The 24,476-nt window shown below is 54.4% G+C and carries 22 protein-coding genes and 1 other RNA gene; 12 read left to right on the top strand and 11 right to left on the bottom strand.

Annotated features, from left to right (window positions below; genetic code table 11):
* Positions 1–4: 4 nt before the first annotated feature.
* From tolR to WA318_RS08290, 7 genes are all read right to left on the bottom strand, one after another.
* On the bottom strand, positions 5–457 hold the full coding sequence (gene tolR / locus WA318_RS08320; RefSeq protein WP_114099845.1) for a protein TolR: 453 nt from the start codon (positions 455–457) through the stop codon (positions 5–7).
* 2 nt (positions 458–459) lie between these two features.
* Positions 460–1,191, bottom strand: coding sequence for a protein TolQ (tolQ, locus tag WA318_RS08315; RefSeq protein ID WP_114099844.1), 732 nt, complete (start codon positions 1,189–1,191; stop codon positions 460–462).
* 7 nt (positions 1,192–1,198) lie between these two features.
* Entirely contained in the window at positions 1,199–1,660 is a 462-nt protein-coding gene (locus tag WA318_RS08310) for a YbgC/FadM family acyl-CoA thioesterase (protein WP_336080562.1), read from the bottom strand.
* A complete protein-coding gene (gene ruvB, locus WA318_RS08305; protein WP_114099842.1) occupies positions 1,660–2,733 on the bottom strand; it encodes a Holliday junction branch migration DNA helicase RuvB in 1,074 nt (357 codons plus the stop codon). Before ruvB ends, WA318_RS08310 begins: the two co-directional genes overlap by 1 nt.
* A complete protein-coding gene (ruvA, locus tag WA318_RS08300; RefSeq protein WP_336080561.1) occupies positions 2,730–3,416 on the bottom strand; it encodes a Holliday junction branch migration protein RuvA in 687 nt (228 codons plus the stop codon). The genes ruvB and ruvA overlap by 4 nt, the downstream gene beginning before the upstream one ends.
* Positions 3,413–3,943, bottom strand: a complete 531-nt coding sequence (ruvC, locus tag WA318_RS08295; RefSeq protein ID WP_114099840.1) for a crossover junction endodeoxyribonuclease RuvC — start codon at positions 3,941–3,943, stop codon at positions 3,413–3,415. Before ruvC ends, ruvA begins: the two co-directional genes overlap by 4 nt.
* 130 nt (positions 3,944–4,073) lie before the next feature.
* Positions 4,074–4,820 carry a YebC/PmpR family DNA-binding transcriptional regulator gene (locus WA318_RS08290; protein ID WP_114099839.1) on the bottom strand — a complete coding sequence of 249 codons (747 nt, stop codon included), beginning with the start codon at positions 4,818–4,820 and terminating at the stop codon, positions 4,074–4,076.
* A 485-nt stretch (positions 4,821–5,305) separates the two neighbouring features.
* On the opposite strand from WA318_RS08290, the gene WA318_RS08285 reads away from it, so the two are divergent.
* The 3 genes from WA318_RS08285 to WA318_RS08275 all read left to right on the top strand — a co-directional run bounded on the left by WA318_RS08285 (position 5,306) and on the right by WA318_RS08275 (position 12,657).
* Positions 5,306–7,480: a HAMP domain-containing methyl-accepting chemotaxis protein gene (locus WA318_RS08285; protein WP_336080560.1), complete on the top strand. Its 2,175-nt coding sequence runs from the start codon at positions 5,306–5,308 to the stop codon at positions 7,478–7,480.
* A gap of 362 nt (positions 7,481–7,842) precedes the next feature.
* A complete protein-coding gene (locus tag WA318_RS08280) occupies positions 7,843–10,065 on the top strand; it encodes a methyl-accepting chemotaxis protein (RefSeq protein ID WP_336080559.1) in 2,223 nt (740 codons plus the stop codon).
* 369 nt (positions 10,066–10,434) lie between these two features.
* Positions 10,435–12,657 carry a methyl-accepting chemotaxis protein gene (locus WA318_RS08275; RefSeq protein WP_336080558.1) on the top strand — a complete coding sequence of 741 codons (2,223 nt, stop codon included), beginning with the start codon at positions 10,435–10,437 and terminating at the stop codon, positions 12,655–12,657.
* An 81-nt stretch (positions 12,658–12,738) separates the two neighbouring features.
* On the opposite strand, the gene WA318_RS08270 is transcribed toward WA318_RS08275, so the two are convergent.
* The 4 genes from WA318_RS08270 to WA318_RS08255 form a co-directional block, all read right to left on the bottom strand.
* The gene (locus WA318_RS08270; RefSeq protein ID WP_336080557.1) at positions 12,739–13,554 is read right to left on the bottom strand and encodes a TIGR00282 family metallophosphoesterase; all 816 of its coding nucleotides are present in this window, start codon (positions 13,552–13,554) and stop codon (positions 12,739–12,741) included.
* A gap of 133 nt (positions 13,555–13,687) precedes the next feature.
* Positions 13,688–13,848, bottom strand: a non-coding RNA gene (ssrS, locus tag WA318_RS08265) — 6S RNA.
* Positions 13,849–14,015: 167 nt separating this feature from the next.
* Positions 14,016–14,354, bottom strand: a complete 339-nt coding sequence (locus tag WA318_RS08260) for a cell division protein ZapA (protein WP_336080556.1) — start codon at positions 14,352–14,354, stop codon at positions 14,016–14,018.
* Positions 14,355–14,357: 3 nt separating this feature from the next.
* Positions 14,358–14,624, bottom strand: a complete 267-nt coding sequence (locus tag WA318_RS08255; RefSeq protein ID WP_114098693.1) for a hypothetical protein — start codon at positions 14,622–14,624, stop codon at positions 14,358–14,360.
* A gap of 424 nt (positions 14,625–15,048) precedes the next feature.
* Between WA318_RS08255 and tkt the strand changes: the two genes are divergently transcribed.
* The 9 genes from tkt (at position 15,049) to WA318_RS08210 (ending at position 24,475) form a co-directional block, all read left to right on the top strand.
* On the top strand, positions 15,049–17,031 hold the full coding sequence (gene tkt, locus WA318_RS08250) for a transketolase (RefSeq protein WP_114098695.1): 1,983 nt from the start codon (positions 15,049–15,051) through the stop codon (positions 17,029–17,031).
* A gap of 113 nt (positions 17,032–17,144) precedes the next feature.
* Positions 17,145–18,152 (top strand): type I glyceraldehyde-3-phosphate dehydrogenase, encoded by a 1,008-nt coding sequence (gene gap / locus WA318_RS08245; RefSeq protein WP_114098696.1) that lies wholly within the window; start codon positions 17,145–17,147, stop codon positions 18,150–18,152.
* A 124-nt stretch (positions 18,153–18,276) separates the two neighbouring features.
* Positions 18,277–18,999 (top strand): spermidine synthase, encoded by a 723-nt coding sequence (locus WA318_RS08240; RefSeq protein WP_336080555.1) that lies wholly within the window; start codon positions 18,277–18,279, stop codon positions 18,997–18,999.
* Positions 19,000–19,011: 12 nt separating this feature from the next.
* Complete coding sequence (locus WA318_RS08235) at positions 19,012–19,440, top strand: hypothetical protein (RefSeq protein ID WP_336080554.1); 429 nt, start codon at positions 19,012–19,014, stop codon at positions 19,438–19,440.
* A gap of 77 nt (positions 19,441–19,517) precedes the next feature.
* Complete coding sequence (thiE, locus tag WA318_RS08230; protein WP_114098700.1) at positions 19,518–20,159, top strand: thiamine phosphate synthase; 642 nt, start codon at positions 19,518–19,520, stop codon at positions 20,157–20,159.
* A 196-nt stretch (positions 20,160–20,355) separates the two neighbouring features.
* The gene (efp, locus tag WA318_RS08225) at positions 20,356–20,922 is read left to right on the top strand and encodes an elongation factor P (RefSeq protein WP_114098701.1); all 567 of its coding nucleotides are present in this window, start codon (positions 20,356–20,358) and stop codon (positions 20,920–20,922) included.
* Between the two features lie 67 nt (positions 20,923–20,989).
* Positions 20,990–21,799, top strand: coding sequence for an inositol monophosphatase family protein (locus WA318_RS08220; protein ID WP_220150324.1), 810 nt, complete (start codon positions 20,990–20,992; stop codon positions 21,797–21,799).
* Positions 21,800–22,066: 267 nt separating this feature from the next.
* Positions 22,067–23,278: an OmpA family protein gene (locus WA318_RS08215; RefSeq protein WP_336080553.1), complete on the top strand. Its 1,212-nt coding sequence runs from the start codon at positions 22,067–22,069 to the stop codon at positions 23,276–23,278.
* 12 nt (positions 23,279–23,290) lie between these two features.
* Entirely contained in the window at positions 23,291–24,475 is a 1,185-nt protein-coding gene (locus WA318_RS08210) for a flagellar motor protein MotA (RefSeq protein ID WP_336080552.1), read from the top strand.
* The last annotated feature ends 1 nt before the right edge of the window (position 24,476 follow it).

Here is a 24,476-nt window from a genome sequence, read left to right as displayed (position 1 = left end):
TCTGTTACGAGCCCTTTTTGGGCAGTTCGGCGATCAGGGCGACCTTGGTAAAGCCGGCATCCTTGATCAGCCCCATGACTTCCATCACGCGTCCATAATCAATGGCCTTGTCCCCACGGACAAAAATGCGTGTGTCAGCCTTGTTGTCGGTAATCGCGGCAAGCTTTTCGCTCAGGGTGTCCTGGGCGATCTCGCTATCCATAATATAGATGGTGCCTTCGCGTGATACCGAGACAACAAGCGGTTCGTCCTGCCCGGTCATCGGGGCAGCACTGGTTTCAGGCAGATCAACCTCGACACCGACCGTCATCAGCGGGGCTGCGACCATGAAGATCACAAGCAGCACCAGCATGACGTCAACCATCGGTGTGACGTTGATATCGCTCATTGCGGCACGCCGGTTATTGCGACGTCCGCGGCGACCTCCGCCAGATCGGGATGCGAGTTGTGCGCCCATGATCAGTCTCTCGAATCGTCAAGTTGGCGCGAGAGGATCGAGCTGAACTCGTCCACGAAAGCTTCCAGACGATTATTGTAACGATTAAGGTCGCTGGAAATCTTGTTATAGGCAACAACCGCCGGAATAGCGGCAACAAGGCCCATGGCGGTTGCAAACAATGCCTCGGCAATACCCGGTGCAACCACAGCCAGCGACGTGTTTTTCGAAGCCGCAATCGACTGGAACGATACCATGATGCCCCAGACCGTCCCGAACAGACCAACGAACGGTGCGGTTGAGCCGACCGATGCCAGGAAGGTCATGTAACGTTCAACCCGGTCCATTTCACGGCCCAGCGTAATTTCCATCGACTTTTCAAGGCGCTGCTGCAAACGGGCACGCATGGTGTCCCCATGGACGCCGCGTGCGTTCGAACGACGCCATTCGCGCATTGCCGATACAAAGATCGCCGACATCGGATCACGCGGCTTGTCTGCAATCCGGTCATACAGGTCTTCAAGCGAACCGCCCGACCAGAAGGCTTCTTCAAAGGTATTTGCCTGCGCGCGCAGTTTGCGAAGGCGCAAAATCTTTTCGATTACGATCGCCCATACCCAGACAGAAGCCATCAAAAGCCCGATCATCACAGTTTTGACGACCAGTCCAGCCTGCATGAAAAGTCCCCACAGAGACATGTCATGTGCCATGACCGACTGCCCCAGCGTTACCGCGTCGACCACTTGATTTTCCATATTCCCGTCAGTCCTTGTTCACATCCAGATATCGACTAAATATCGTTCTTAATTCATCGGGCAGTCTTTGTGCCCGAAGTTCTTCCAGCGACATGCAGGCGAGATAAATCTCGATCACCACAAGTATTTCCCCGTCGCGCATGACTTTCTGTTCGAAACCAAGCGATGCGCCCCCTAGCTTAATCACCCGGCTTTCCACCGTCAGGCGGTCTTCCAACTGGGCAGCGCGACGAAAATCGACGGTACAGTGTCGAACCGCTATGGCAACTTTGTGGCGTTCTGCAACATTTCGATTGGTAAAGCCCAACAGGTTAAGCATCGCTGAACGCGCACGTTCGGCAAATGCAAGATAGTTGGCATGATAGACAATTCCGCCCGCATCAGTGTCCTCATAGAAGACAACAAGCGGATAGACATGCCGGGTGCCATCCATATAACCCAGCAACGCATCGTGATGATTGTGTGACATCAGGAATCGCCCCCGGACGACCCGTTAATCTGCCGGTCAAACAGGTCCGATATCGGCATCCCGCCCGCCTCGCGCGGCGGTGTCAGACCAAGATGCTGGAACCCCTTGATGCCCAGCATACGCCCGCGCGGGGTGCGCTGAATCAGGCCCTGTTGGAGCAAATAGGGTTCAATCACGTCTTCGATGGTATCGCGTTCTTCTGACAGGGCCGCCGCCAGCGTATCAACACCAACCGGCCCGCCGCCATAGTTCCCGGCAATACAGTTCAGATACCGGCGGTCCTGACTGTCCAGACCAAGATTATCGACTTCAAGCCGGGTCAGTGCGGCATCGGCAATAAATTTATCAACCGGTGACTTTTCGGCCACAGCGGCAAAATCGCGCACACGACGCAGCAACCGTCCGGCAATACGCGGCGTTCCGCGCGACCGGCGGGCAATTTCCATCGCGCCTTCTTCGGTCATATCGAAATGCAAAAGCCGCGCCCCACGCGAAACGATGCTAACCAGCTCTTCGGGTTCATAGAACCTAAGACGCAACGGAATCCCGAAACGGTCACGCAACGGCGTGGTCAGAAGCCCGGACCGGGTGGTTGCACCAACAAGGGTAAAGGGCGGCAGATCAATCCGCACAGAGCGGGCAGCAGGCCCCTCGCCGATGATCAGATCAAGCTGGAAATCTTCCATCGCCGGATAAAGGATTTCCTCCACCGCCGGGTTCAGACGATGAATTTCATCAATGAACAGAACGTCACGCGGCTGAAGGTTGGTCAGAAGTGCGGCCAGATCACCAGCCTTGGCGATCACAGGACCGGAAGTTGCGCGGAAACCGACACCAAGTTCGCTGGCAACGATTTGCGACAATGTGGTTTTGCCCAAGCCCGGAGGCCCGAAGAACAGGACATGGTCCATGGCTTCTTCACGGGCCCGCGCGGCCTGAATGAACACATCAAGATTTTCGCGCACTTCTTTCTGCCCGGTGAAATCATCCAACCGGCGCGGACGCAGCGATCCATCCTGATGGTCTTCTTCGCGACGCTCACCACTGAGCAGGCGATCTTCTTCTTCGCTCACGCGCTAAGCTCCTTTAGTCCCAGACGGATCAGGGTATCAATCGATTTGTCTTCACCCGCCTGCTGGGCTGCTTTGCCCACCGCCCCGAAGGCCTCGGAGCGGCCATATCCAAGATTAACCAGTGCCGAGACGGCATCAGCCATCACCACACTATCATCGACAACCGGTTCGACCGGGGCTGTGTCCACGCTCACATCGGCTGATGATTTGTCAGATTTCTTTGACTTCGTCGGCTTTGCCGGTTCCGGGGCCGCTGGTGCTGCCACCGGGCCAAGATTGAGCTTGGCGGCCTTGTCTTTAAGTTCGCCAACGATACGGGTCGCAACTTTCGGGCCGATGCCCGGTGCGCGACACAGGGCTGTTGTATCCTGGGCGGCAAGCGCGCGCAGAAGATCGGTCGGGCTGAGAACAGACAAAAGTGCCAGTGCGACCTTGGCCCCGACACCCTGTACGGTGGTCAGCAAGGAAAACCACTGCTTTTCCGCATTATCGGCAAAACCATACAGATGAATGTGATCTTCGCGGACATGGGTTTCGATCATCAGACCGGCATCCCCGCCCTTTTGGGGCAGCATGGATAAAGTCCGGCGCGAGGCAAAAACCAGATAGCCGACACCATTCACATCAATGATGACACTGTCTTCGCCAATGAAATCGACAATTCCGCGCAGTTTCGCGATCACCTGTATCGTCTCCCGTTTCCTGTTGGTTTGGCCGCCATGCTTGCCGCAAGCGATCTGTTTCCGGCATGTTGCGCGTGACAAATGGCAACTGCAAGCGCATCAGCCGCGTCCGCCCCGGCAATTTCACATCCCGGAAGCAAGGTCGAAACCATCATTTCCACCTGCTGTTTGGCAGCATGACCCGCACCCACAACAGTCTTTTTGACTGCATTGGGTGTATATTCCGTTACCGGAATACCATTCCGTGCGGGTGCCAACAATGCGACACCACGGGCCTGACCAAGTTTAAGGGTGGATACCGGGTTTTTATTGACGAAGGTTTCTTCGACTGCGGCTTCGTCAGGTGTCCAGATCCGGATCACTTCGATCAGTCCGGAATGGAGCTGATCAAGGCGTTCTGCCAGGGTCAAAGACTGGGTCGAGGTAACAATACCGTTGGCCACATGGCGCATGCGGTTGTCCTGAAGGTCAATGATCCCCCAGCCCGTACGTTGAAGACCGGGGTCGATTCCGAGAACTCTGACCACAGTGTCACCCTAAAATTCAGAAACCAGATACAAAACACCCGCCATTCACAAAATGAAGGGCGGGCATAGAACCGTCCCCGAATATGATGGCCTTGGCAACCATATTCGGGGGAGAGGTTTTTAAACAAGTCTAGTTATCGAGACCGGCAACGATTTCGTCGGTCCAGGCAACGTTGGTCCAGACGTTCTGGACGTCATCGTTGTCTTCAAGCACATCAACAAGTTTCATGATGCTCTGTGCCTGATCGACATTGATTTCGGCTTCGGTTACCGCACGGAAGACCATTTTTGCACTTTCCGGATCGCCGAACTTTTCAGTCAGCGCTTCGCGCACAGCGTTAAGGTCTTCAAGTTCGGTATCGACAACGTGGCTGTTTTCATCAGATTCAACATTCGCCGCACCCGCTTCGAGGGCTGCTTCGAAGATTTCGTCTGCATCCGCAGCATCGGCCGGATAAACGATTTCACCAAGACGGTTGAACATGAAGCCGACCGAGCCGGTTTCGCCAAGGTTACCACCGCTTTTTGCAAAGGCAGCACGCACTTCCGACGCCGTACGGTTACGGTTATCGGTCAGGGCTTCGACGATTACGGCAACACCTGCGGTGCCATAGCCCTCGTAACGAACTTCTTCGTAATTGTCGCCGTCGCCAGCACCGGTCGCCTTTTTGATCGCGCGATCGATGTTGTCCTTGGGCATGTTCTGCCCGCGCGCCGCTGCAATTGCCGCACGCAGACGCGGGTTGCTGTTGATGTCGTCACTGATCTTTGCCGACACGGTGATTTCGCGGGCAAGCTTGGTGAAAATCTTGGCGCGCTTTTTATCCTGCGCACCTTTACGGTGCATGATGTTCTTAAATTGGGAATGGCCGGCCATAACCTGTAACCTGTATTCATTGAACTCGATGTGGAACGGTATCGGCTGATACCACGCCGGTCATGCGGGAGTTCCCTGTCAGACCAGCCCGCTCGGGCATCCGCAAGACTGTTTTATGTCATCTGCAGCAGACACGAACGAAAAATTCGACCGCTCCTATAGCGTGTTTACCTGTGAAGGTCCAGCGATGCTTGGCATTCCGAACACGATCTCGTCGATGACACTCCCCGCCAGCCCGACGCCAGCCCTTTGCAACACCGTAATTTTCTTGCAATTCGTGGCACCTGTTTGGTTTGATGTTGCAGATGTAAGGATATTCTTTCATTAATAACAAGAAGGGTACTTATTAAACTAAAGAAGAATACTCTCAGGGATCCAAGAAACCGGCTATCAGCAAAGGGAGCAATGCCCTTTCAAGCGGTCGAGTTAACCCGAATGGACAAAGAAGCCATACGGGAACAGTCAGGAAACAAAGGTTAGATAGAATGGGAACTAAATTCGGGGTCCAAAGCAAATTACTGATTTCATTTGCTCTGGTTGGACTGATGGCGGTTATTTCCGCTGTCGTCGGCGCGGTTTCTTTCAACAAGTTCGGTGATGCTCTTACGACCATCACAGAAGAAAAGCTTCCGCCAATTGCAGCAGCCCAGGCACTGGCAACAGAAAGTGCCGAGATCGTCGCCATTGCACCGCGCATTGTTGCCTCTGCGAATACCGACGAAGAAAATGCGATTAATGATGAACTCGCCTTGCGTCTTCAGGAACTCGTCTCGAAAATCAACGAGATCGAAGCCACCGGTTTCATGCCCGAGGTTATTGCCAGCATCAATAACAATCGCGGACTTTTGCAGGACAACCTGGAAAAGCTCCACACGGTCACGCAGGAACGTTTCCAGATTTCTGACCAAAAATCCGAGAAACTCGCAGAATTCCAGAATTTGGCAAAACGTTATGCCGATACGCTGAAACCGGTTCTGTCCTATACGCAAAACGATATCTCGCAGGGCGGACAGTTCGCCGCATCGCTGAAAGATGATCCGGCAAAGCAGTTCAGCACTGACAAAGAAGAAATTCTGGAGACCTTCCAGAAATACGCCTCGGCAATTGATGTCCGCACCCCGATCCTTGATATCGAGCGTCTGGGTTCTGCTGCGGCCAACATGATTATTTCGAGCACCACGGAAACGCAGGCCGTTCGCCTTTCGATCATCCCTGTGCGAATTCGGGGCACCTATACCGACGCACTCAGCAAGCTTGACTCTCTTGGCAATGAACGGCTTAAGGCGTTCTATGTCGATCTGATCGAAAAGATGCAAGCCCTTTCGATCGGCGAAGGCAGCCTGCCCGAATTGCGTAAACGTGAACTTGAAGCCAGCGAACAAAGCCAGGCACTTGTGGTTCAGAGTGGCGAATATGCCAACGCCATGCGCGCAAGCGTGAATGAACTGGTTGCCGGCCTCAATCAGGAAGTTAACGATGCCGCGGCCCAGGCAAAGGTTGTTGAAAAACAGAGTTTGACGGCCCTTGTTGTCGTTGCAGCCATTGGCGTTGTGATTTCACTTCTGATCTATGTTCTGTATGTCCGGGGTAACGTTCTGCGTCGCCTTGGCAGCTTGCAGAAAACCATGGTTCAGCTTGCCGATGGAAATCTGGAAGTTATCGTTCCGGCCAAAGGTAATGACGAAATCAGTGCCATGGGCCGTGCAGTCGAGGTCTTTAAGGACAATGCCCTTAAGGTTCGTGAGATGCAGGCCGAGGAAGAACGCCTTAATCGCGAACGCAACGAGGCACTGCGCGACGAACTTCTTGCCCTTGCCGACACCTTGCAGGGTGAAGTCGAAACTGCCGTGAATGAAATTGCCGCACTGGGCGAGCAGCTTCAGGGCGTTTCGGGTCAGATGACATCAAGTGCCGAACTGGTTTCCGGCCAAACCGAAGATGTTGCCAATTCTGCGCAGGAAGCCACCGGCAATGTTGAGACGGTCGCAGCTGCAACCGAACAGCTTTCGGCATCGAATGCGGAGATCAATCGTCAGATGGCGGAATCCACCCGCATTTCCGGCGAGGCATCAACCCGTGCCCAGCAGACCAACGAACTGGTGGTCAGCCTGTCACAATCGGCTGATCGCATTGGCGAGGTTATCGCACTGATCACCGACATTGCCGAGCAGACCAACCTTCTGGCACTGAACGCCACCATTGAGGCGGCCCGTGCTGGCGATGCAGGCAAGGGCTTTGCGGTTGTTGCCGCCGAGGTCAAAAACCTTGCCAACCAGACCGAAAAAGCAACCGAGGAAATCTCGGGCCAGATTGCCGGCATTCAGAAAGCAACCGGTGAGTCTGTCAACGCGATTGGCGACATTGGCCGCATCATTGAAAATATCAATGAGATTGCCACCACCATTTCGGCGGCGGTCGAGGAACAGGGTGCTGCAACCGACGAGATCACGCGTAACGTGCGCGGTGCGGCGGATCGGACCCGGTCTGTCTCGGCCTCAATCACGGAAGTCGCCAGTGAAACCGGCAAAACTGGCGAACTGTCCGGCCAGGTTCTTGCAACCGCACAGGATGCGTCCGAGAAGGTCGAAAACCTGCGGTCACGGATCAACGGTATTCTTGATGATCTGCGCAAACAGGCACATGACCGGGCAGCGTCCTGATCGAAGCCTGAACACTCCTGACTTCAAGGGTCCGCCACATGGCGGGCCCTTTTTCGTTTCTGTCACCTCTGCTTGCCAAGACAGTCCACCTGTCAGCGTTAGCCACAATATACGCAAAAGCAACACAACCTATACGTCTGGTTGAGCATAAAAACTCATGCCTAGTTTGTACTCTGTGTGCTATATGAGCGGTAACTATAAATGATAAGTCACTTTTTCCGGTCATGCCGCCCCACGATCTGGCTGATCGGCCTTCCTTAAGTGACGCCTCCGGGAAGCTACATCTGAGAGACCCGTAATTAGTGTGTCGATGCAGTTCTGCGTCGATACTCGACTTATTCGTCTATGGGGTATCAAGAACTATGGGACTTAACTTTAAGCGCGGCACCTCCCCGTCGTCATCCAGTAAAACAAAAAAGTCAGGACTGGGGGTTCGCGAAAAACTTGCTGGCGCGTTCTTTCTCGTCGGTCTGATTGCCATCCTTGCTGCAAGTGTATCGGTATTCTCGTTCAACAAGTTTGGCGGGCAACTTGACGACATTACCTATGAACAGCTTCCTCCAATGTTCACAGCCCAGCAACTGGCAACCGACAGTGTGAAAGTTGTAGCAGCAGCACCGCGCATCGTCGCGGCGACCTCGCCCGAGGAAGAACAGGTTGTAAAAATCAAACTTGATATTCTGCTCGACAGTCTGCGCGAGAAACTTGACGTACTGGCAAGTTCGGGATTGCCCACATCTGCCCTGTCGCAAATCGAGGTAGATGGCAAACAGCTTGCCCAGAATCTTGAAACCCTGCACGAAACGACACTTCGCCGCTTCGACGCCGCAAATAAACTTGCGGAAGGCATCGGCAAGTTTCAGGACCTGAACAGCAAATATAACTCGATGCTCAAGCCGTTGCTGGCAATGTCGCAGAACCAGATCAACAATATCGGCAATCAGGTTGAAGAAATCCGCAAGGATGTTTCATATCTGACATTTGAACAGAAAACCCAAGGCACAGAACTTCTGATCAAACTTGACGATGCCATTGCCGAACGCGAACCGGTTCTTGAGCTGTCCAAGCTTGGTGGCGAAATCGCAAACACCGTGCTTGGCGCAGCATCCAGCAACGACGAGACACGCCTCAAGATCACAGGCGTACAGGTCAATGCCGCGATCGGTGCAGTTGAGACCCTGATCGAAGGCCTGAAGAACAAAAAACTCCAGAAATACTATTCCGACCTTATGAGCGAGATCAAACCGCTTGCCGTTGGCGATAACAGCATCCCGGCCATGCGCCTGTCCGAACTTGCGCTGATCAAGGAACAGGCGGATGTTGTTGCGGAAAGTGGTGAATTTGCAACGGCGATGGAAAGCGGCGTTGATGCGCTGGTTCAGTCCCTGCAAACCGGCGTTGACCGTTCTGCCGGAGCAGCAAAGACCCTGAACACCCAAAGCACCTACGTGATGTATGCAGTCGGTGCCTTGGCGATTGTTCTGCCTCTTATGATCTTTGTTTTCTATGTCCGTGGCAGCCTTTTGCGTCGCCTTGCCGGTATGCAGAAAACCATGGTGTCGTTGGCCGAAGGGGATCTTGAAGTTGATGTCCCGTCAAGCGGCAGTGACGAGATTGCAGCAATGGGCCGTGCGGTTGACGTGTTCAAGGAAAACGCCATCAAGGTCCGCGACATGCAGGCCGAGGAAGAGCGCCTTAACCGTGAACGCAATGAAGCCCTGCGTGACGAGTTGCTCAGCCTTGCCGATACGCTTCAGGGTGAAGTCGAAAGTGCGGTTAACGAGATCGCTGCCCTCGGGGAACAGCTTCAGGGCGTTTCGGGTCAGATGACCCAAAGTGCCGAACTGGTTTCCAGCCAGAGCGAAGATGTCTCATCCTCGGCTCAGGAAGCAACCGGCAACGTTGAAACGGTTGCCGCGGCTACCGAGCAGCTTTCAAGCTCGAATGCGGAAATCAACCGTCAGATGGCGGAAACCACCCGCATTTCCAACGAAGCCGCCCAGCGTGCCCAGCACACCAACGAACTGGTGGTCAGCCTGTCCCAGTCGGCAGGTCGCATTGGCGAAGTGATTGCACTCATCACGGATATTGCCGAACAGACCAACCTTCTGGCCCTGAACGCCACCATCGAGGCGGCCCGCGCCGGTGATGCCGGCAAGGGCTTTGCCGTGGTTGCCGCCGAGGTCAAAAACCTGGCCAACCAGACCGAAAAGGCGACCGAGGAAATTGCCGGGCAGATTTCCGGTATTCAGAAGGCAACCGGTGAGTCCGTGACTGCAATCGGTGAAATTGGTGCGATCATTGATAATCTCAATGAAATTGCCACCACGATTTCGGCGGCTGTCGAGGAACAGGGCGCTGCAACCGACGAGATCAGCCGCAATGTTCGCGGGGCTGCTGATCGCACCCGTGCGGTTTCGGCATCGATCACCGAGGTTGCAAATGAAACCGGTCGCACCGGTCAGTTGTCGGGCGAAGTTCTTACGACTTCCCGTGCGGCATCCGAGAAGGTCAATGAAATGCGCAACCGCATTGCAACCATTCTTGAGGACCTGCGCCAACAGGCACATGATCGCGCAGCATAGGCGTTGAACGCCCTGCCCGACCAGATCAACAAAGGCCCGCCATCCGGCGGGCCTTTTTCTTTTACCGGAAAATTGGGGACGTATTCTTCGCACGATTACGGCATCTCTTTGCCTCAGTACAAAAACCTATACCGGTGCATAGATCAAAAGGAAAATCCTGCGAATACAACGAATAACGTGCTATCGATTATTCTAATAAATATAAAAGCAAGCCGTGCCTTTCTATTCCCGCAACACCGCCTCCGGGCGATATGCGGGTCTCCCCGAAGTGGCTTGACCAGGAAACAAAGTCCAAGAAACACGCATCTTTTGCGTCGACGCTTTGCCGTGTCGGCTTTTGGCTTTTTGGTCTACGGGGTTACTAGAAATATGGGTTTGAACATAAAGCACGGCGTAAAGCCGTCATCGTCTAACAAGACGAACAAATCAGGGTTCGGCGTTCGTGAAAAGCTTGCTGCGGCTTTCTTTTTGACCGGATTGATTGCCATCCTTGCCGCCGCAGTTGCGGTTTTCTCATTCACAAAATTCGGCACCCAGCTTGGCAAGATTGCCCACGAGCAACTGCCACCCATGTTTGCTGCACAGCAACTGGCTGCGACCAGTTCGAAGATCGTAGCGTCCGCACCGCGCATTGTTGCGGCAACCAGTCCGGAAGAGGAACTTCTGTTCAAGTCCGAGCTTGATGGATTGCTGGCCAATCTGAACGACTATCTCGGGCAACTGGAGCAATCAGGTCTTCCCGAAGACTCCCTGACCCTGATTGAACAGAATGGCAAAGACCTTGCCAACGCCCTTGCAGAACTGCATCAAACCACCATTGACCGGTTCGCAATTGCCAAGGAACTCGCCACATCGCTCGGCAAGTTTCAGCAATTGACCGGACGGTTCAACTCAATGATCCAGCCGGTTCTGTCTGCTTCCCAGACCCAGCTGACCGGGGTTACCAGTCAGATCAAGGAACTCCGCCTGAGCGGAGCCTTCATGACCGCCGAACAGAATGCATCAACCAAGGGGCTTTTGTTCAAGCTTGATGAAATCATGACATCACGCGCACCGGTTCTTGAGCTTGCAAATCGCGGCTCTGAAATCAGCAATACCATCCTGTCAGCTGCATCTTCAAACGATCCGATGCAGCTCAAACTGATGGGGGTTCAGGTCCGAGGGTCTGTTGGAGTGGTCAATAGTACCGTCGATACCCTTGAGAACGAGAAACTCAAAAAGTTCTACAAGGGTCTGATGGAAGACATCACCGATCTTGCCACCGGAGAGCGCAGCATTCCGACCCTTCGAACAACCGAGCTTGAACTCTCGGCACGGCAAATTGATATTGTCAGTCACAGTGCAGAATATGCATCGGCCATGGAAGACGGCGTGAATGCCCTTGTCGATACGTTGCAAACCGGTGTTGATAATGCGACGGAATCGGCAAACACCCTGACCCAGCAAAGTACGGTCGTGATGTATGCCGTGGGTGCCGCTGCAATCCTGATCCCGCTTCTGATCTATGTGTTTTATGTGCATGGCAGTTTGCTGCGCCGTCTGGCAGGCCTTCAGAAGTCGATGGTTTCCCTTGCCGATGGCAATCTTGAAGTTGCGATCCCCTCCAGGGGCAGTGACGAGATTTCCGCCATGGGCCGTGCGGTTGACGTGTTCAAGGAAAACGCCATCAAGGTCCGCGACATGCAGGCCGAGGAAGAACGCCTTAACCGTGAACGCAATGAAGCCCTTCGTGACGAGTTGCTCAGCCTTGCCGATACGCTTCAGGGTGAAGTCGAAAGTGCGGTTAACGAGATCGCTGCCCTTGGGGAACAGCTGCAGGGCGTTTCGGGTCAGATGACCCAGAGTGCCGAACTGGTTTCCAACCAGAGCGAAGATGTCTCATCCTCGGCTCAGGAAGCCACCGGCAACGTTGAAACCGTTGCCGCCGCAACCGAGCAGCTTTCAAGCTCGAATGCGGAAATCAACCGTCAGATGGCGGAAACCACCCGCATTTCCAACGAAGCCGCCCAACGTGCCCAGCACACCAACGAACTGGTGGTCAGCCTGTCCCAGTCGGCAGGTCGCATTGGCGAAGTGATTGCACTCATCACGGATATTGCCGAACAGACCAACCTTCTGGCCCTGAACGCCACCATTGAGGCGGCCCGCGCCGGTGATGCCGGCAAGGGCTTTGCCGTGGTTGCTGCCGAGGTCAAAAACCTGGCCAACCAGACCGAAAAGGCGACCGAGGAAATTGCCGGGCAGATTTCCGGTATTCAGAAGGCAACCGATGAATCAGTTTCCGCGATCGGCGAGATCGGTTCAATCATCGAAAGCCTTAACCAGATTGCCACCACGATTTCGGCGGCCGTCGAGGAACAGGGTGCTGCAACCGACGAGATCAGCCGCAATGTTCGCGGGGCCGCTGATCGCACCCGTGCAGTTTCGGCATCGATCACCGAGGTTGCCAATGAAACCGGTCGCACCGGTCAGTTGTCGGGCGAAGTTCTTACGACTTCCCGGGCTGCATCTGAAAAGGTCGGTGAAATGCGCAACCGCATTACCACCATTCTTGATGCATTGCGTCAGCAGGCCAGAGACCGCGCAGCGTAATTATCCTGCCCGACCTTAACAAACGAAGGCCCGCCATTTGGCGGGCCTTTTACATTGGTGATCCGATAATGGATTTCGCAATCAGGCGCTTGGCCAACTGCCCTTAAGGCGTCCGCCAATCCGCACTGATTCAATACGTTTTGCCAAACCGGTCTTATCATCGGTTTCGACAAAGACGCCACAAACTGTTGCAGGCCCCTCGGCCGGTTCAAAACGCCCCGCCGGCATCTTGGTCAGGAATTTACGGACCGAGTTTTCCTTTTTCATGCCGATGACGGAATCAAAGTCACCACACATGCCGACATCCGTCTGATAGGCCGTGCCATTGGGAAGAATTTGCGCATCTGCCGTCGGGACATGGGTATGCGTTCCCAGAACCAGCGATGCACGACCGTCACAGTGATGCCCGAAGGCCATTTTTTCCGACGTGGTTTCCGCATGGAAATCAAGAATGATCGCATCAACATTCTTGCCAAGCTTATGCTTGGAAAACAGCTTGTCCGCGCCCTGGAACGGACAGGAAAGCGGATCCATGAACAGGCGACCCATCATGTTGATCACACAAACTTTCTTGCCTGATCTGGTTTTGAAAACATAATCGCCATTGCCCGGCGTCCCATCAGGGAAGTTCCATGGCCGCAAAAGTTTTTCGTCTTCATCGATATAGGCAATGATTTCGCGCTGATCCCAGACATGGTTGCCTGTGGTCAGGACATCGGCCCCGGCAGTGTAGAATTCCTTGCAGATCTTTGCCGTTACCCCGAAGCCGTGCGCGGCGTTTTCAACATTCACCACTGCGACGTCGACTGACAAACGATCGCGGAGCATCGGCAATGCCTCAAGTGCTGCCTTGCGACCGGTTTGGCCCAGAACGTCGCCAAGATGAAGTAAACGCATATTCTTTCCTGTGTCTTTTCCATGTCCGAGTATTTGGCATGGCTTTTTTATCAATGCACCCTATCCGGGACGCACAGCATATTGCACTACGCAAAGGAGAAGGGAAATGTCCGGATCAAAATCCGGGAGATAAGCGGGAGCCACCGCTGCCGTTGGCCATGTGGTAATTCCTCGTGACCTGCAGGTGCAGGTGGGCGCCGTATAACCAGACCACGGCCTGGAAAGGGACAGCTCCCTAGAGAAATGAGCATCGGCCCCGGGAATTAGCGAACCTGACGAACAGGGCAGCCCCCTTATGCTGGGTTCTTGATCGCCGCGAACGACGCATCGCAAACTGTCAGCGCCCGGAACTTAGTCCCCGGACGGCTGAATTTCAAGTAGATTGCATCGATATGCCCGCTGCGCGTTAGGCGCAACGCTTTGCCAGACCAAGCCCGGCTAACCGATATGCATCGGGATAATCAGTTTTGGGCAAGCTTTTCGGCGATTGCTTCGACGCGCGCGGCCATGGTTTCGATATTGTCAGCCAGGGCATCACTTTCCGCATCCGACAACCCGGTCACCTGAGCCGACTGCTGCGTACCGTTTTCAAGCTTTTCCTGGGTGTTCCCAAGTTCATCGGCAATCAGAAGACTTGCCATGACCAGCAAACGCTGCTCGCCGATCTGGCCGACGGCCTCGGCGATTTCCCTGACCCGTTCGTTGACATAACCGGCAAGGGCGTTAATGCGATCTTCCTGCCCGTCATCACATGCGATGTCGTAGCTGCGACCGTTAATGCGAATGGATACCTGTGCCATGGGTTATGCCTGTTTCTTTACGGGATCTTCGGAAAGAACGAATTTAAGCTGATCAACCGCCCCGTCAAGACGGGCAGAAACCGTCTCGGTCGCCTCGGTCAGACGGTCGTAATCAGCGCGCATTGCCGAAAGCTGGGCACGCAGTGCCTCAACTTCCTGTGTATCTGAAACTGCAGACTGGTCTTTTTGAGCGATAGCCGACTCCGCGACCATTTCAAGACGGTCCAATGCTGTTTTCAGCCGATCACTTGCCTGTTGCAACCGCGACATTGATCACTACCCGATTGTTTGCTGTTTTACCCAAGACCACAGAACGAACTGAACTGTGACGAATCACCAAAGGCGACATCAAGCCCGGCGAAGATGTCATGATAATGGCTGATTTAGCATCCAGTATCCCGATCAACAACATTTTTGCCCGATTGAACAAGAAATCTGTGAATTGTTTGAAGACCGGTAAAGCAATGAAAACACTGTATGACAATTGCAGGCAGATCAGCAAGCACGTCACCAGCCATGCACTATTGGCACATCTGTTAGCCAGAATCCGGGTAACAGGTACAGTTTTTCGACAGAAGCGGTTGACGTATGCCCCCTGTAAGGGCATCTTCCGCGCGAATTCCGTTAATTCTGGAATAACCGTATTTAAAGTGTTTTGATCGCCCGACCGCGAAACCCCCAGGAACCGCATCACATGACGACGCAAGTAGAACACAACCGCATGGCCAATGCCATCCGCTTCCTCTCGGCAGACGCTGTTGAGAAGGCCAATTCCGGCCACCCCGGCATGCCGATGGGCATGGCAGACGTTGCGACTGTTCTTTACACCAAATTCTTGAAATTCGATCCGAAGCATCCGAACTGGCCGGACCGCGACCGTTTCATCCTGTCCGCAGGTCACGGTTCGATGCTTCTTTATTCGCTTCTGCACCTGACCGGGTACGAAGATTTCGATCTTGATCAGATCAAGAATTTCCGTCAGATGGGCTTCCGCACCGCCGGTCACCCGGAATTCGGCCACGGTGCCGGTATCGAAACCACCACCGGCCCGCTGGGTCAGGGTATTGCGACCTCGGTCGGTTTCGCACTTGGCGAACGCATCATGAATGCGCGCTTTGGCAACGACGTTGTTGATCACTTCACCTATGTGATCGCAGGCGACGGTTGCCTTATGGAAGGCATCTCGCAGGAAGCCATTTCGCTGGCCGGTCACCTGAAACTGTCGAAACTGATCGTTCTGTTTGACGATAACGGCATTTCGATTGATGGCCCGACCTCGCTTTCGACTTCTGAAGATCACACCAAGCGCTTTGAAGCAGCTGGCTGGGACGTTCAGGAAATTGACGGCCATGATCCGGTCGCCATCGAAGCCGCCATTGCCAAGGCAAAAACCACCAACACCCCGTCGATGATTGCTTGCAAAACCGAAATCGGTTTTGGCGCACCGACCAAAGGTGGTACCTCGGCAACGCACGGATCCCCGCTTGGTGCATCCGAACTTGCCGGCATGCGCGAGAAACTCGGCTGGACTTCCGAGCCGTTCGATATCCCGGCAGACATTCGTGATGCATGGCTTGCAGCAGGTTCGCGTGGTGCAGAAGACTTCAACGCCTGGGGTGGTCGTTTCGAAAACCTCGAAGCTGCCCTGAAAGACGAATTCGAGCGCCGGGTTGAAGGCAAGCTTCCGGAAAACTGGATCGAAGCATTCAACGACTATAAAAAGCAGATCACCGCTGATCAGCCGAAAGTCGCAACCCGCAAGGCTTCGGAAAACGTTCTTGAAGTTCTGACCAAAGCCATTCCGGAAATGATCGGTGGTTCTGCCGACCTGACCGGCTCGAACAACACCAAGACCAGCGTTCAGGCACCGATTACCGCCGCAGGCGGCTATGAAGGTGCGTATATCTATTACGGTATCCGTGAACACGGCATGGCAGCAGCCATGAATGGTCTGGCGCTGCATGGTGGTGTTCTGCCTTATGGCGGCACCTTCCTGGTCTTTACCGATTACTGCCGTCCGTCGATCCGTCTTTCGGCTTTGATGAACCAGCGCGTTGTTTATGTCATGACCCATGATTCCATCGGTCTTGGCGAAGACGGCCCGACCCATCAGCCGGTTGAACATGTTGCTTCGCTGCGTGCGATGCCGAATGTCACCGTGATCCGCCCGGCGGACGCAGTCGAGACGGCAGAAGCATGGGCAATGGCAATCACCAATGAAAGCGGCCCGACCGTTCTGGCCCTGACCCGTCAGAACCTGCCGACGCTTCGTACCGACTATCGTGAAGACAACCTCGTCGCACGTGGCGGTTATGTGATTTCCGATTGCGACGGCGACCGTCAGGTCACCCTGATCGCGACCGGTTCCGAAGTTGAAATCGCAGTTGCCGCACAGGCCAAGCTGAAAGCAGACGGCATCAACGCCGTTGTTGTTTCGCTGCCAAGCTGGGAACTGTTCGACGCCCAGTCACCGGAATACCGCAAAGACGTTCTGGGCAGCGCACCGCGCGTTGCCATCGAAGCTCTTTCGGTCTTCGGTTGGGAAAAATATGTTGGCGATAACGGCAAGGTTATCGGCATGCACGGTTTCGGTGCTTCGGCACCTGCCCCGGTCCTTTACGAGCATTTCGGCATCACCGCCGATGCGCTGGTCAAAGCGGCCAAGGAACTGGTTTAATTTACAGGGCCGGATCGGTAACATGCCGATCCGGCCTTTTTTCTATGGGTTTGAAACCCTAAGCCGTGATTGATACTCCCCAGGTAGCAATCATTATAATTTTGGAGGGATGAATGGCTATTCGCGTAGCGATTAATGGTTTCGGTCGTATCGGCCGTCTTGTTCTGCGTTCTATCGTTGAAAGCGGTCGTACCGACGTCGAAGTTGTTGCCATCAACGACCTGGGTGACGTTGCCACCAACGCGCATCTTCTGAAATATGATTCAGTTCATGGCGTTCTGGCCAATGACGTCAAAGCCGAAGGCGAAAATCTGGTCATTGACGGCAAAGCCATCAAAGTTTGCTCCGAGCGCGACCCGGCGAACCTGCCGTGGGCGGCCCTGAATGTTGATATCGCATTCGAGTGCACCGGTATCTTCCTTGACGAAGCGGGTGCCGGCAAACATCTGACGGCTGGCGCAAAACGCGTTCTGATCTCTGCCCCGGCAAAGGGCGACATCAAGACCGTTGTTTACGGTGTTAACTCCGACACCCTGACGGCTGATGACGTGATCGTTTCGAACGCATCTTGCACCACCAACTGCCTTGCACCGGTTGCAGACGTCCTGAACAAAACCGTTGGCATTACCAAAGGCTTCATGACCACCGTTCACGCCTTCACCGGCGACCAGAACACCGTGGACAGCCTGCACAAAGATCTGCGCCGTGCGCGTTCGGCATCGCTTTCGATGATCCCGACCTCGACCGGTGCAGCAAAGGCTGTTGGTCTTGTTCTTCCGGAACTCAAGGGCAAACTCGATGGTACCGCCATCCGCGTTCCGACCCCGAACGTTTCCATGGTTGACCTGACCTTCGTTGCTGGTCGTGACACCACTGTCGAAGAAGTCAACGCCGCAATCAAGGAAGCAGCAAACGGCCCGCTTAAAGGCGTTCTTGGCGTTTGCGAAGCACCGCTGGTTTCGGTTGACTTCAACCACAACCCGAACAGCTCGACCTTTGATGCGACCCAGACCCAGGTTATGGACGGCAACTTCGTTCGTATTCTGTCCTGGTACGACAACGAATGGGGCTTCTCCAACCGTATGAGCGACACCGCTGTCGCCATGGCGAAATTCCTCTAAGCATCGCTTGGATCAAATTTCAAAAGTGCCCGAAGTATTCTGCTTCGGGCACTTTTCTTTTGCAGACCAATCGGTCAGTCTGTCTGATCAGACTTTCGCCCATTAAAAACACAGGAGCCCGGACGTGAGCCTTTTATTCAAGGAACTCGATTACCGGCCTACCCCGATGGGCGTTCTTAGCCTGCGTCGTCGGCGCGAACTTAGTCTCGATATCAACGTCTACGAGATCAAGCTTGATGACGAATATCTGATGTCGAGCCTGTTCACCGACGCCGAGATTGCCCTTGCCGATCTGGGACTGACAGAACTTGACCGTGATAACCTTGATGTTGTGGTAGGCGGATTGGGACTTGGCTATACCGCCAAGGCAGCCCTTGATAATCCCAAAACCGGAAAGCTGACCGTGCTTGATACCTTGCCCGAGGTCATCGAATGGCATCAGCAAGGCTTGCTACCGCTTGGCGCGCAACTTTCGAGCGATCCGCGTTGCGCGCTGGTGCATGGGGATTTCTTTGGCGCAGCCCTTTCGGAAACGGCCGGAATGAACCCGGATGCCCCCGCAACAAAACATGATGCCATCCTGCTTGATGTTGACCATTCACCGGGCAATGTTTTGCATGATGATCATAAACGCCTTTATACCAAGGATGGCCTCCAGAAACTTGCACAGCACCTTGTCCCCGGTGGTGTTTTTGCCCTGTGGTCAACCGAGTTGCCCGAACCGTGGTTTGAAGAAAACCTGTCAGCTGCCTTTGACAATATTCGTGCAGAGGTAATTACATTCCGGCATCCGTTGATTGATCGCGAAGACATCAACACAGTCTATGTTGCCCGCACCCCTTCATAACGATACGCACCCATGACGTCAGAGCTTGATCCCATCATCCGAATTCAGGGCATTTCCGGTGCAAGATCGGCATGCCGCGTTATGGGAAACCGGTCCTTCGTCCTGCTCTCACCTGAAAATGCGGCCCTTTCGCATGGTGCGCAGTGGTTCGGTGATCTGGTCACGCTGATCCGCAGCGAATTCCCCGACGCCCGGTTCAAGGCAACGCTTGATTGTCGTGGACGCCTGTCGGGGGCATTGGCCGCAATCGAGATCGGCATTGATTGTGTTATCATTGATCCCCTTGACGAGGTGCAAGTCCAAAGCCTGCGCGATCTGGGGCAGCAAGCCGCATGCGCGATCATGACTGCACATCCGGCGGCAATCGCAATTTATGAGATGGAAGATGACCGCTTGCCCGACCATGAACTTGACCGGCGTTTGAAAACCAGTCTTCGATAGACCCCTTCCCCAAGGCAATTGCCAAAAGCACCGCCAAGGGTTACATAACACGCAGGAAATCATCAGGAATTATCATTGTGAATACTGACGAACTTGCCGGTCTTTATCTTCTGACCCCGCCGAAAATCGAACTTTCTTCCTTTGGCGAGAAGCTGAAGTCCGTTCTTGATACCGGTGCGGTTGATTGCCTGCAGCTCCGCCTCAAAGACGTCAGCGACGATGAAATCCGCAAGGCGATTGATACCATCCTTCCGATGTGTAACGACCGTGACATTCCGCTGATCCTTAATGACCGTCCGGATCTTGCCAAAAAATCGGGCTGCGACGGCGTTCATGTTGGCGAGGAAGATGCCAGCTATGACGAGGCGCGCGCGATTATGGGCGAAGAGCATATTGTCGGTGTTTCCTGCTATGACAGCCGCCACCGCGCGATGATCCTTGGCGACAAGGGTGCTGACTACGTTGCATTTGGTGCGTTCTATCCGACCGAAACCAAAGAAGCCAAAACCAGCGTCACGCCGGAAATCCTTGAAATCTGGACGACCTTTACCACCGTCCCTTGCGTTGCAATTGGCGGAATAACCGCCGAAAACCTTGGCCCTATTGTGTTGGCCGGGGCTGATTTCATCGCAGTGACCGGTGGTGTCTGGAACCATCCCGACGGGCCCGAGGCCGGGGCAAAGGCGATCAAGGCAGCGATTGCGGCCACTGCAATCTGATTGCGCAATCCGTCATAAAGATATTGGGTGACAACCGGTTGGCCTCAGCCATGCGGGAATGACAGGCTGTCATGCACGACAACCCTGATCAATCTGCTTGCAGCAAAAACGCCAAACTGGTACTTAACGCACCTTAAATGGGGCAAGTGCCCCTTATTGCATTGTGAATCTGTGATCTGAAAGAACGGTTGGTGCCATGAAAATCAACGGCAACGAAATCCGTCCGGGTAACCTTATCGAACATAAAGGTGCCCTGTGGCGTGCAGTAAAATGCCAGGCTGTGAAGCCGGGTAAAGGCGGTGCTTTTAACCAGGTTGAACTTAAAGACATTCGTACCGGCACCAAGCTGAACGAACGTTTCCGTGCATCGGAAACTGTCGAAAAGGTTCGCCTTGAGCAGAAAGAATACACCTACCTGTTTGCCGATGGTGACATGATCACCTTCATGGACAGCGAAACCTACGATCAGATCACGATTAATGCTGACCTTGTTGGCGAACCGGCTGTTTATCTTCAGGATGGCATGGTTGTTACCATCGAATCCTTCGAAGGCGAGCCGCTTGGCGTGACCCTTCCGGAACATGTTGTCTTCCAGATTGTTGAAGCCGACGCCGTTGTCAAAGGTCAGACCCAGTCTTCTTCTTTCAAACCAGCCGTTCTTGAAAACGGTGTTCGTGTGATGGTGCCCCCGCATATTGAATCGGGTACCCGCATCGTCGTGAACACGGTTGAAGGCACCTATATCGAGCGTGCCAAGGACTAAGGGCGTTATCCGCTCTCTGGTTTAGGGTTTTTGCCCTCCCTTTAATTCAAACACCGGGAGATATGCCGTGCGAGGCGCCGCCCGTCGTTCTGCGAATATCAACGTTATGTACAAGGCTGTTGAAAAAGCAGCCTATGGACTGAAACGCGACTTCGGTGAAGTCGAAAACCTTCAGGTGTCGATGAAAGGCCCGGCAGATTTCGTATCTGCGGCTGATCACCGTGCCGAGAAACGCCTGCGTGAAGAGCTGGAACGTTCCCGTCCGGGTTACGGCTTCCTGCTTGAAGAAGGCGGTGAGGTCAAGGGATCCGATCCGGAACATCGCTGGATCATCGACCCGCTTGATGGCACCACCAACTTCCTGCATGGCATTCCGCATTTTGCCATTTCGGTTGCCCTTCAGAAAGGGGACGAAATCATCGCTGGCATGATCTATGACGTTGCCAAGGATGAGTGCTTCTGGGCGGAAAAAGGCCTTGGTGCGTTTCTTGACAACCGTCGCCTGCGTGTTTCCGGCCGCCGTCGTATGAACGAATGCGTTCTGGCTTGTGGCGTTCCCCATCTTGGCCATGGCGATCATGCTGCCTTTGAAAAACAGCTGCATTCGGTCATGGATCGTTGTGCAGGTGTTCGTCGCATGGGTGCTGCATCTCTTGATCTGGCTTATGTCGCAGCAGGCCGTTACGACGGTTACTGGGAGTCCCACATCAATGCGTGGGATATCGCAGCAGGCCTTCTGATCGTGACCGAAGCTGGTGGCTATGTCCGCGATATTAACGGTGGTACCAACATGCTTGGCACCGGTAGCGTCGTTGCTGCCAACGACTATATCCAGCCGGTTCTGGCTAAAACGCTGAAGAAAGCGATCACGGACTAACATCCCGCTTTTATTACCGTTTTTTGAAAGGGGCACTTCGGAAAATACCGAAGTGCCCCTTTTGCTTTATCGGTCAAAGCGGTTGTCCATTACCTGTCTCTAAGCTATGGTGCTTGGTACTGAGTGGCCTTTGAACGGGCTGCCAGACAACAGGGGCGGCATTCGGTAAATTTTTGCGGGTGCCTAACGATCGACACAAAACTGTGTGAAAAAGAAAAACGTTATAAAACGATTTCAAACACAGGGTATTAAGGGGCCTGCGATTTGATGAAGGGGTATTCCAATATTTCCGTGCTTGCGATGGCAGCTGCACTGGGAACCGGCGTGTTCTATGGCAGTGACGCATCCGCACAGCAATACTCCCCCGTCTCGGTTGATAATAGCGTACAGGTAAACTGGGATGTCGCAGACGGGTTTGGCGATCAGCCGACCGTCCCGCAATATCTTTCGCCAACCGTTTCGCGCGAACATATCGTGATGCCCGGTGGAGATCTGATTTACCCGGAAACCAGACCGAAATCCGAGTTCCTTGCAGGCGACCAGTTCGCCGGTGCCTCTGCATCGGGCAGCTATGACAGTGGTTATGAAACCGTTGTTATTGATGGTGCAGGCAGTGGCAACGCATTTCCAAGCCGATCCGAATTTTATGGAGTTCCGGGCGTGAGTGCATCGGCGGCAATGGATGATGGTGCAAACCAGACCATTGCCCTGCAACAGCCTGAACCGACGTCTGCGCCACGCAGCAAACCGGCCGCACCGGTTATGGCAGAAAGCAGCGCATCAAATACGCCAACGCCCTTGACCAAACCGGCGCCGGAACCTGCACCTGCGGCACCGACCATGGCAGCAGCACCGGTTGCAGCACCAACTGCAGCGCCGGCGGCCGAAACAGCCGAAGTTATTGAACCGCCAAAGGCCCCGCCGCTTCTGTCCGAGGACAGCCCAGCACCCGCTGCACCAAGTGCGCCAGTGGTTGAACCGATCGCCAAAAGCACCGAAGTTCCGCCTGCACCGGCACCCTCACCTGATACGACCCAGTCTGCACCGGCGATGGCAGAAGCCGCACCGAAAGCCGAACCGGCACCGGCACCGGCACCGCAACCAGTTGCTGAGGAAGCCGCTATTCCGCCCGCAAGCACTGCACCGGCACCGATGCCTGCAAGTGGTGGCGATGAATACAGCCTGGGCTTTGCCGCCGACAGCTTTGAGCTCAGCAGTCAGGCAAGAAGCGAGCTTGATCAGGTGATCGCCGCCATGAACAAAGATGACAGCCTTCGCATTCAGCTTCAGGCCTATGCGCAGGGTGACGGGGCGAATGCGTCAAAGGCGCGTCGACTGTCGCTTTCGCGTGCACTTCAGGTCCGTTCCTATCTGATCGATCAGGGCGTGCGCTCCACGCGCATTGATGTTCGTGCCCTTGGCTCGAACGTTCCATCCGGCCCTGCTGATCGCGTCGATATCAAAACCGTTCAACGCTAGGATTAATCCGTCATGAGCAGTCATTCGGCCAATGGTGCAGGCACGGTCCTGCCCATTACCAAACCCGGAAGTTATCTGACACGTATGGCAATCTTTGTTGCCATTATCGTCGGGGTCGGCGCATTGCTGTTCCCTACATTGTCTGATGCCTTTATGGCCAATGCTGTTCTCAATGGTCTGATCCTTGGCGTGTTTGTGGTCGGGGTTGTTTATACCTTCCGCATGGCGGCAAGCCTGTCACCGGAAGTAACCTGGATCGAGGATTTCCGTCGGTCACGTCCGGGCCTGACATCACAGGTTCCGCCGAAACTTCTGGCCCCGATGGCCAGCATGATGGCCGAACAGCGCCGCGATCGTCCGCAGCTTTCGACCACATCGACCCGGACGATCCTTGATTCCATTCGTTCGCGCCTTGATGAGAGCCGCGAATTGTCGCGCTATGTGGTGGGACTTCTGGTGTTCCTTGGCCTGCTCGGCACGTTCTGGGGCCTGCTTCAGACCGTCAACTCGGTTGCGAACGTCATCGGGAATGTCAATGTCGGCAGCGGGTCGAACCTTGATCTCTGGTTCTCCGATCTTAAGGAAGGCCTGTCTGAACCGCTAAGTGGTATGGGCACAGCGTTTTCGTCATCACTGTTTGGTCTGGCAGGGTCGCTTGCCCTTGGCCTTCTTGATATGCAGGCCGGTCAGGCACAGAACCGTTTCTTCAATGATCTTGAAGAATGGCTTTCAAGCTTTACCCGTCTGGGTTCGGGCAGCGCACTTTCGGATGGCGAACAATCGGTTCCGGCCTATCTTTCGGCCCTGATCGAACAGATGGCTGACAATATGGAAGGCTTGCAGAACTCGATCCAGCGTTCTGAAAGCTCGCAGATCAAGTCGCATAACACCCTGATTGATCTTGCTGACAAATTGTCGACCCTCACCGATCAGATGAAAGCCGAGCAGCAATTGATGGTCAAGCTGGCCGAAAACCAGATGCATCTGAAACCGGTTCTTGATCAGCTTGCAGACTCCATGAAAATGGGCAGCTTTGGCATTGATGACAACACGCGTGCGCATATCCGTTCGCTTGACAACCAGTTGAGCCGTGTCGCCGAAGAACTGACCATCGGCCGCCAGCAATCCACACAGGAAATCAGAAGCGAAATCAAACTTCTGGCCCGTACCATCGCCGCCATCGCCGAGGAGGGCTGAT

This window comes from Thalassospira sp. CH_XMU1448-2 (assembly GCF_037027285.1).
GTDB lineage: Bacteria > Pseudomonadota > Alphaproteobacteria > Rhodospirillales > Thalassospiraceae > Thalassospira > Thalassospira profundimaris_C.
The sequence above is the reverse complement of the archived record's forward strand: the minus strand, read 5'-3'. Positions and strand labels throughout refer to the sequence as shown.

Bases quoted from the DNA above. Each gene is read 5' to 3' on its own strand.
- tolR (WP_114099845.1), bottom strand. From the start codon at position 457: ATGGGCGCACAACTCGCATCCCGATCTGGCGGAGGTCGCCGCGGACGT.
- tolQ (WP_114099844.1), bottom strand. From the start codon at position 1,191: ATGGAAAATCAAGTGGTCGACGCGGTAACGCTGGGGCAGTCGGTCATG.
- WA318_RS08310 (WP_336080562.1), bottom strand. From the start codon at position 1,660: ATGTCACACAATCATCACGATGCGTTGCTGGGTTATATGGATGGCACC.
- WA318_RS08290 (WP_114099839.1), bottom strand. From the start codon at position 4,820: ATGGCCGGCCATTCCCAATTTAAGAACATCATGCACCGTAAAGGTGCG.
- WA318_RS08285 (WP_336080560.1), top strand. From the start codon at position 5,306: ATGGGAACTAAATTCGGGGTCCAAAGCAAATTACTGATTTCATTTGCT.
- WA318_RS08280 (WP_336080559.1), top strand. From the start codon at position 7,843: ATGGGACTTAACTTTAAGCGCGGCACCTCCCCGTCGTCATCCAGTAAA.
- WA318_RS08275 (WP_336080558.1), top strand. From the start codon at position 10,435: ATGGGTTTGAACATAAAGCACGGCGTAAAGCCGTCATCGTCTAACAAG.
- WA318_RS08270 (WP_336080557.1), bottom strand. From the start codon at position 13,554: ATGCGTTTACTTCATCTTGGCGACGTTCTGGGCCAAACCGGTCGCAAG.
- WA318_RS08260 (WP_336080556.1), bottom strand. From the start codon at position 14,354: ATGGCACAGGTATCCATTCGCATTAACGGTCGCAGCTACGACATCGCA.
- WA318_RS08255 (WP_114098693.1), bottom strand. From the start codon at position 14,624: ATGTCGCGGTTGCAACAGGCAAGTGATCGGCTGAAAACAGCATTGGAC.
- tkt (WP_114098695.1), top strand. From the start codon at position 15,049: ATGACGACGCAAGTAGAACACAACCGCATGGCCAATGCCATCCGCTTC.
- gap (WP_114098696.1), top strand. From the start codon at position 17,145: ATGGCTATTCGCGTAGCGATTAATGGTTTCGGTCGTATCGGCCGTCTT.
- WA318_RS08235 (WP_336080554.1), top strand. From the start codon at position 19,012: ATGACGTCAGAGCTTGATCCCATCATCCGAATTCAGGGCATTTCCGGT.
- efp (WP_114098701.1), top strand. From the start codon at position 20,356: ATGAAAATCAACGGCAACGAAATCCGTCCGGGTAACCTTATCGAACAT.
- WA318_RS08215 (WP_336080553.1), top strand. From the start codon at position 22,067: ATGAAGGGGTATTCCAATATTTCCGTGCTTGCGATGGCAGCTGCACTG.
- WA318_RS08210 (WP_336080552.1), top strand. From the start codon at position 23,291: ATGAGCAGTCATTCGGCCAATGGTGCAGGCACGGTCCTGCCCATTACC.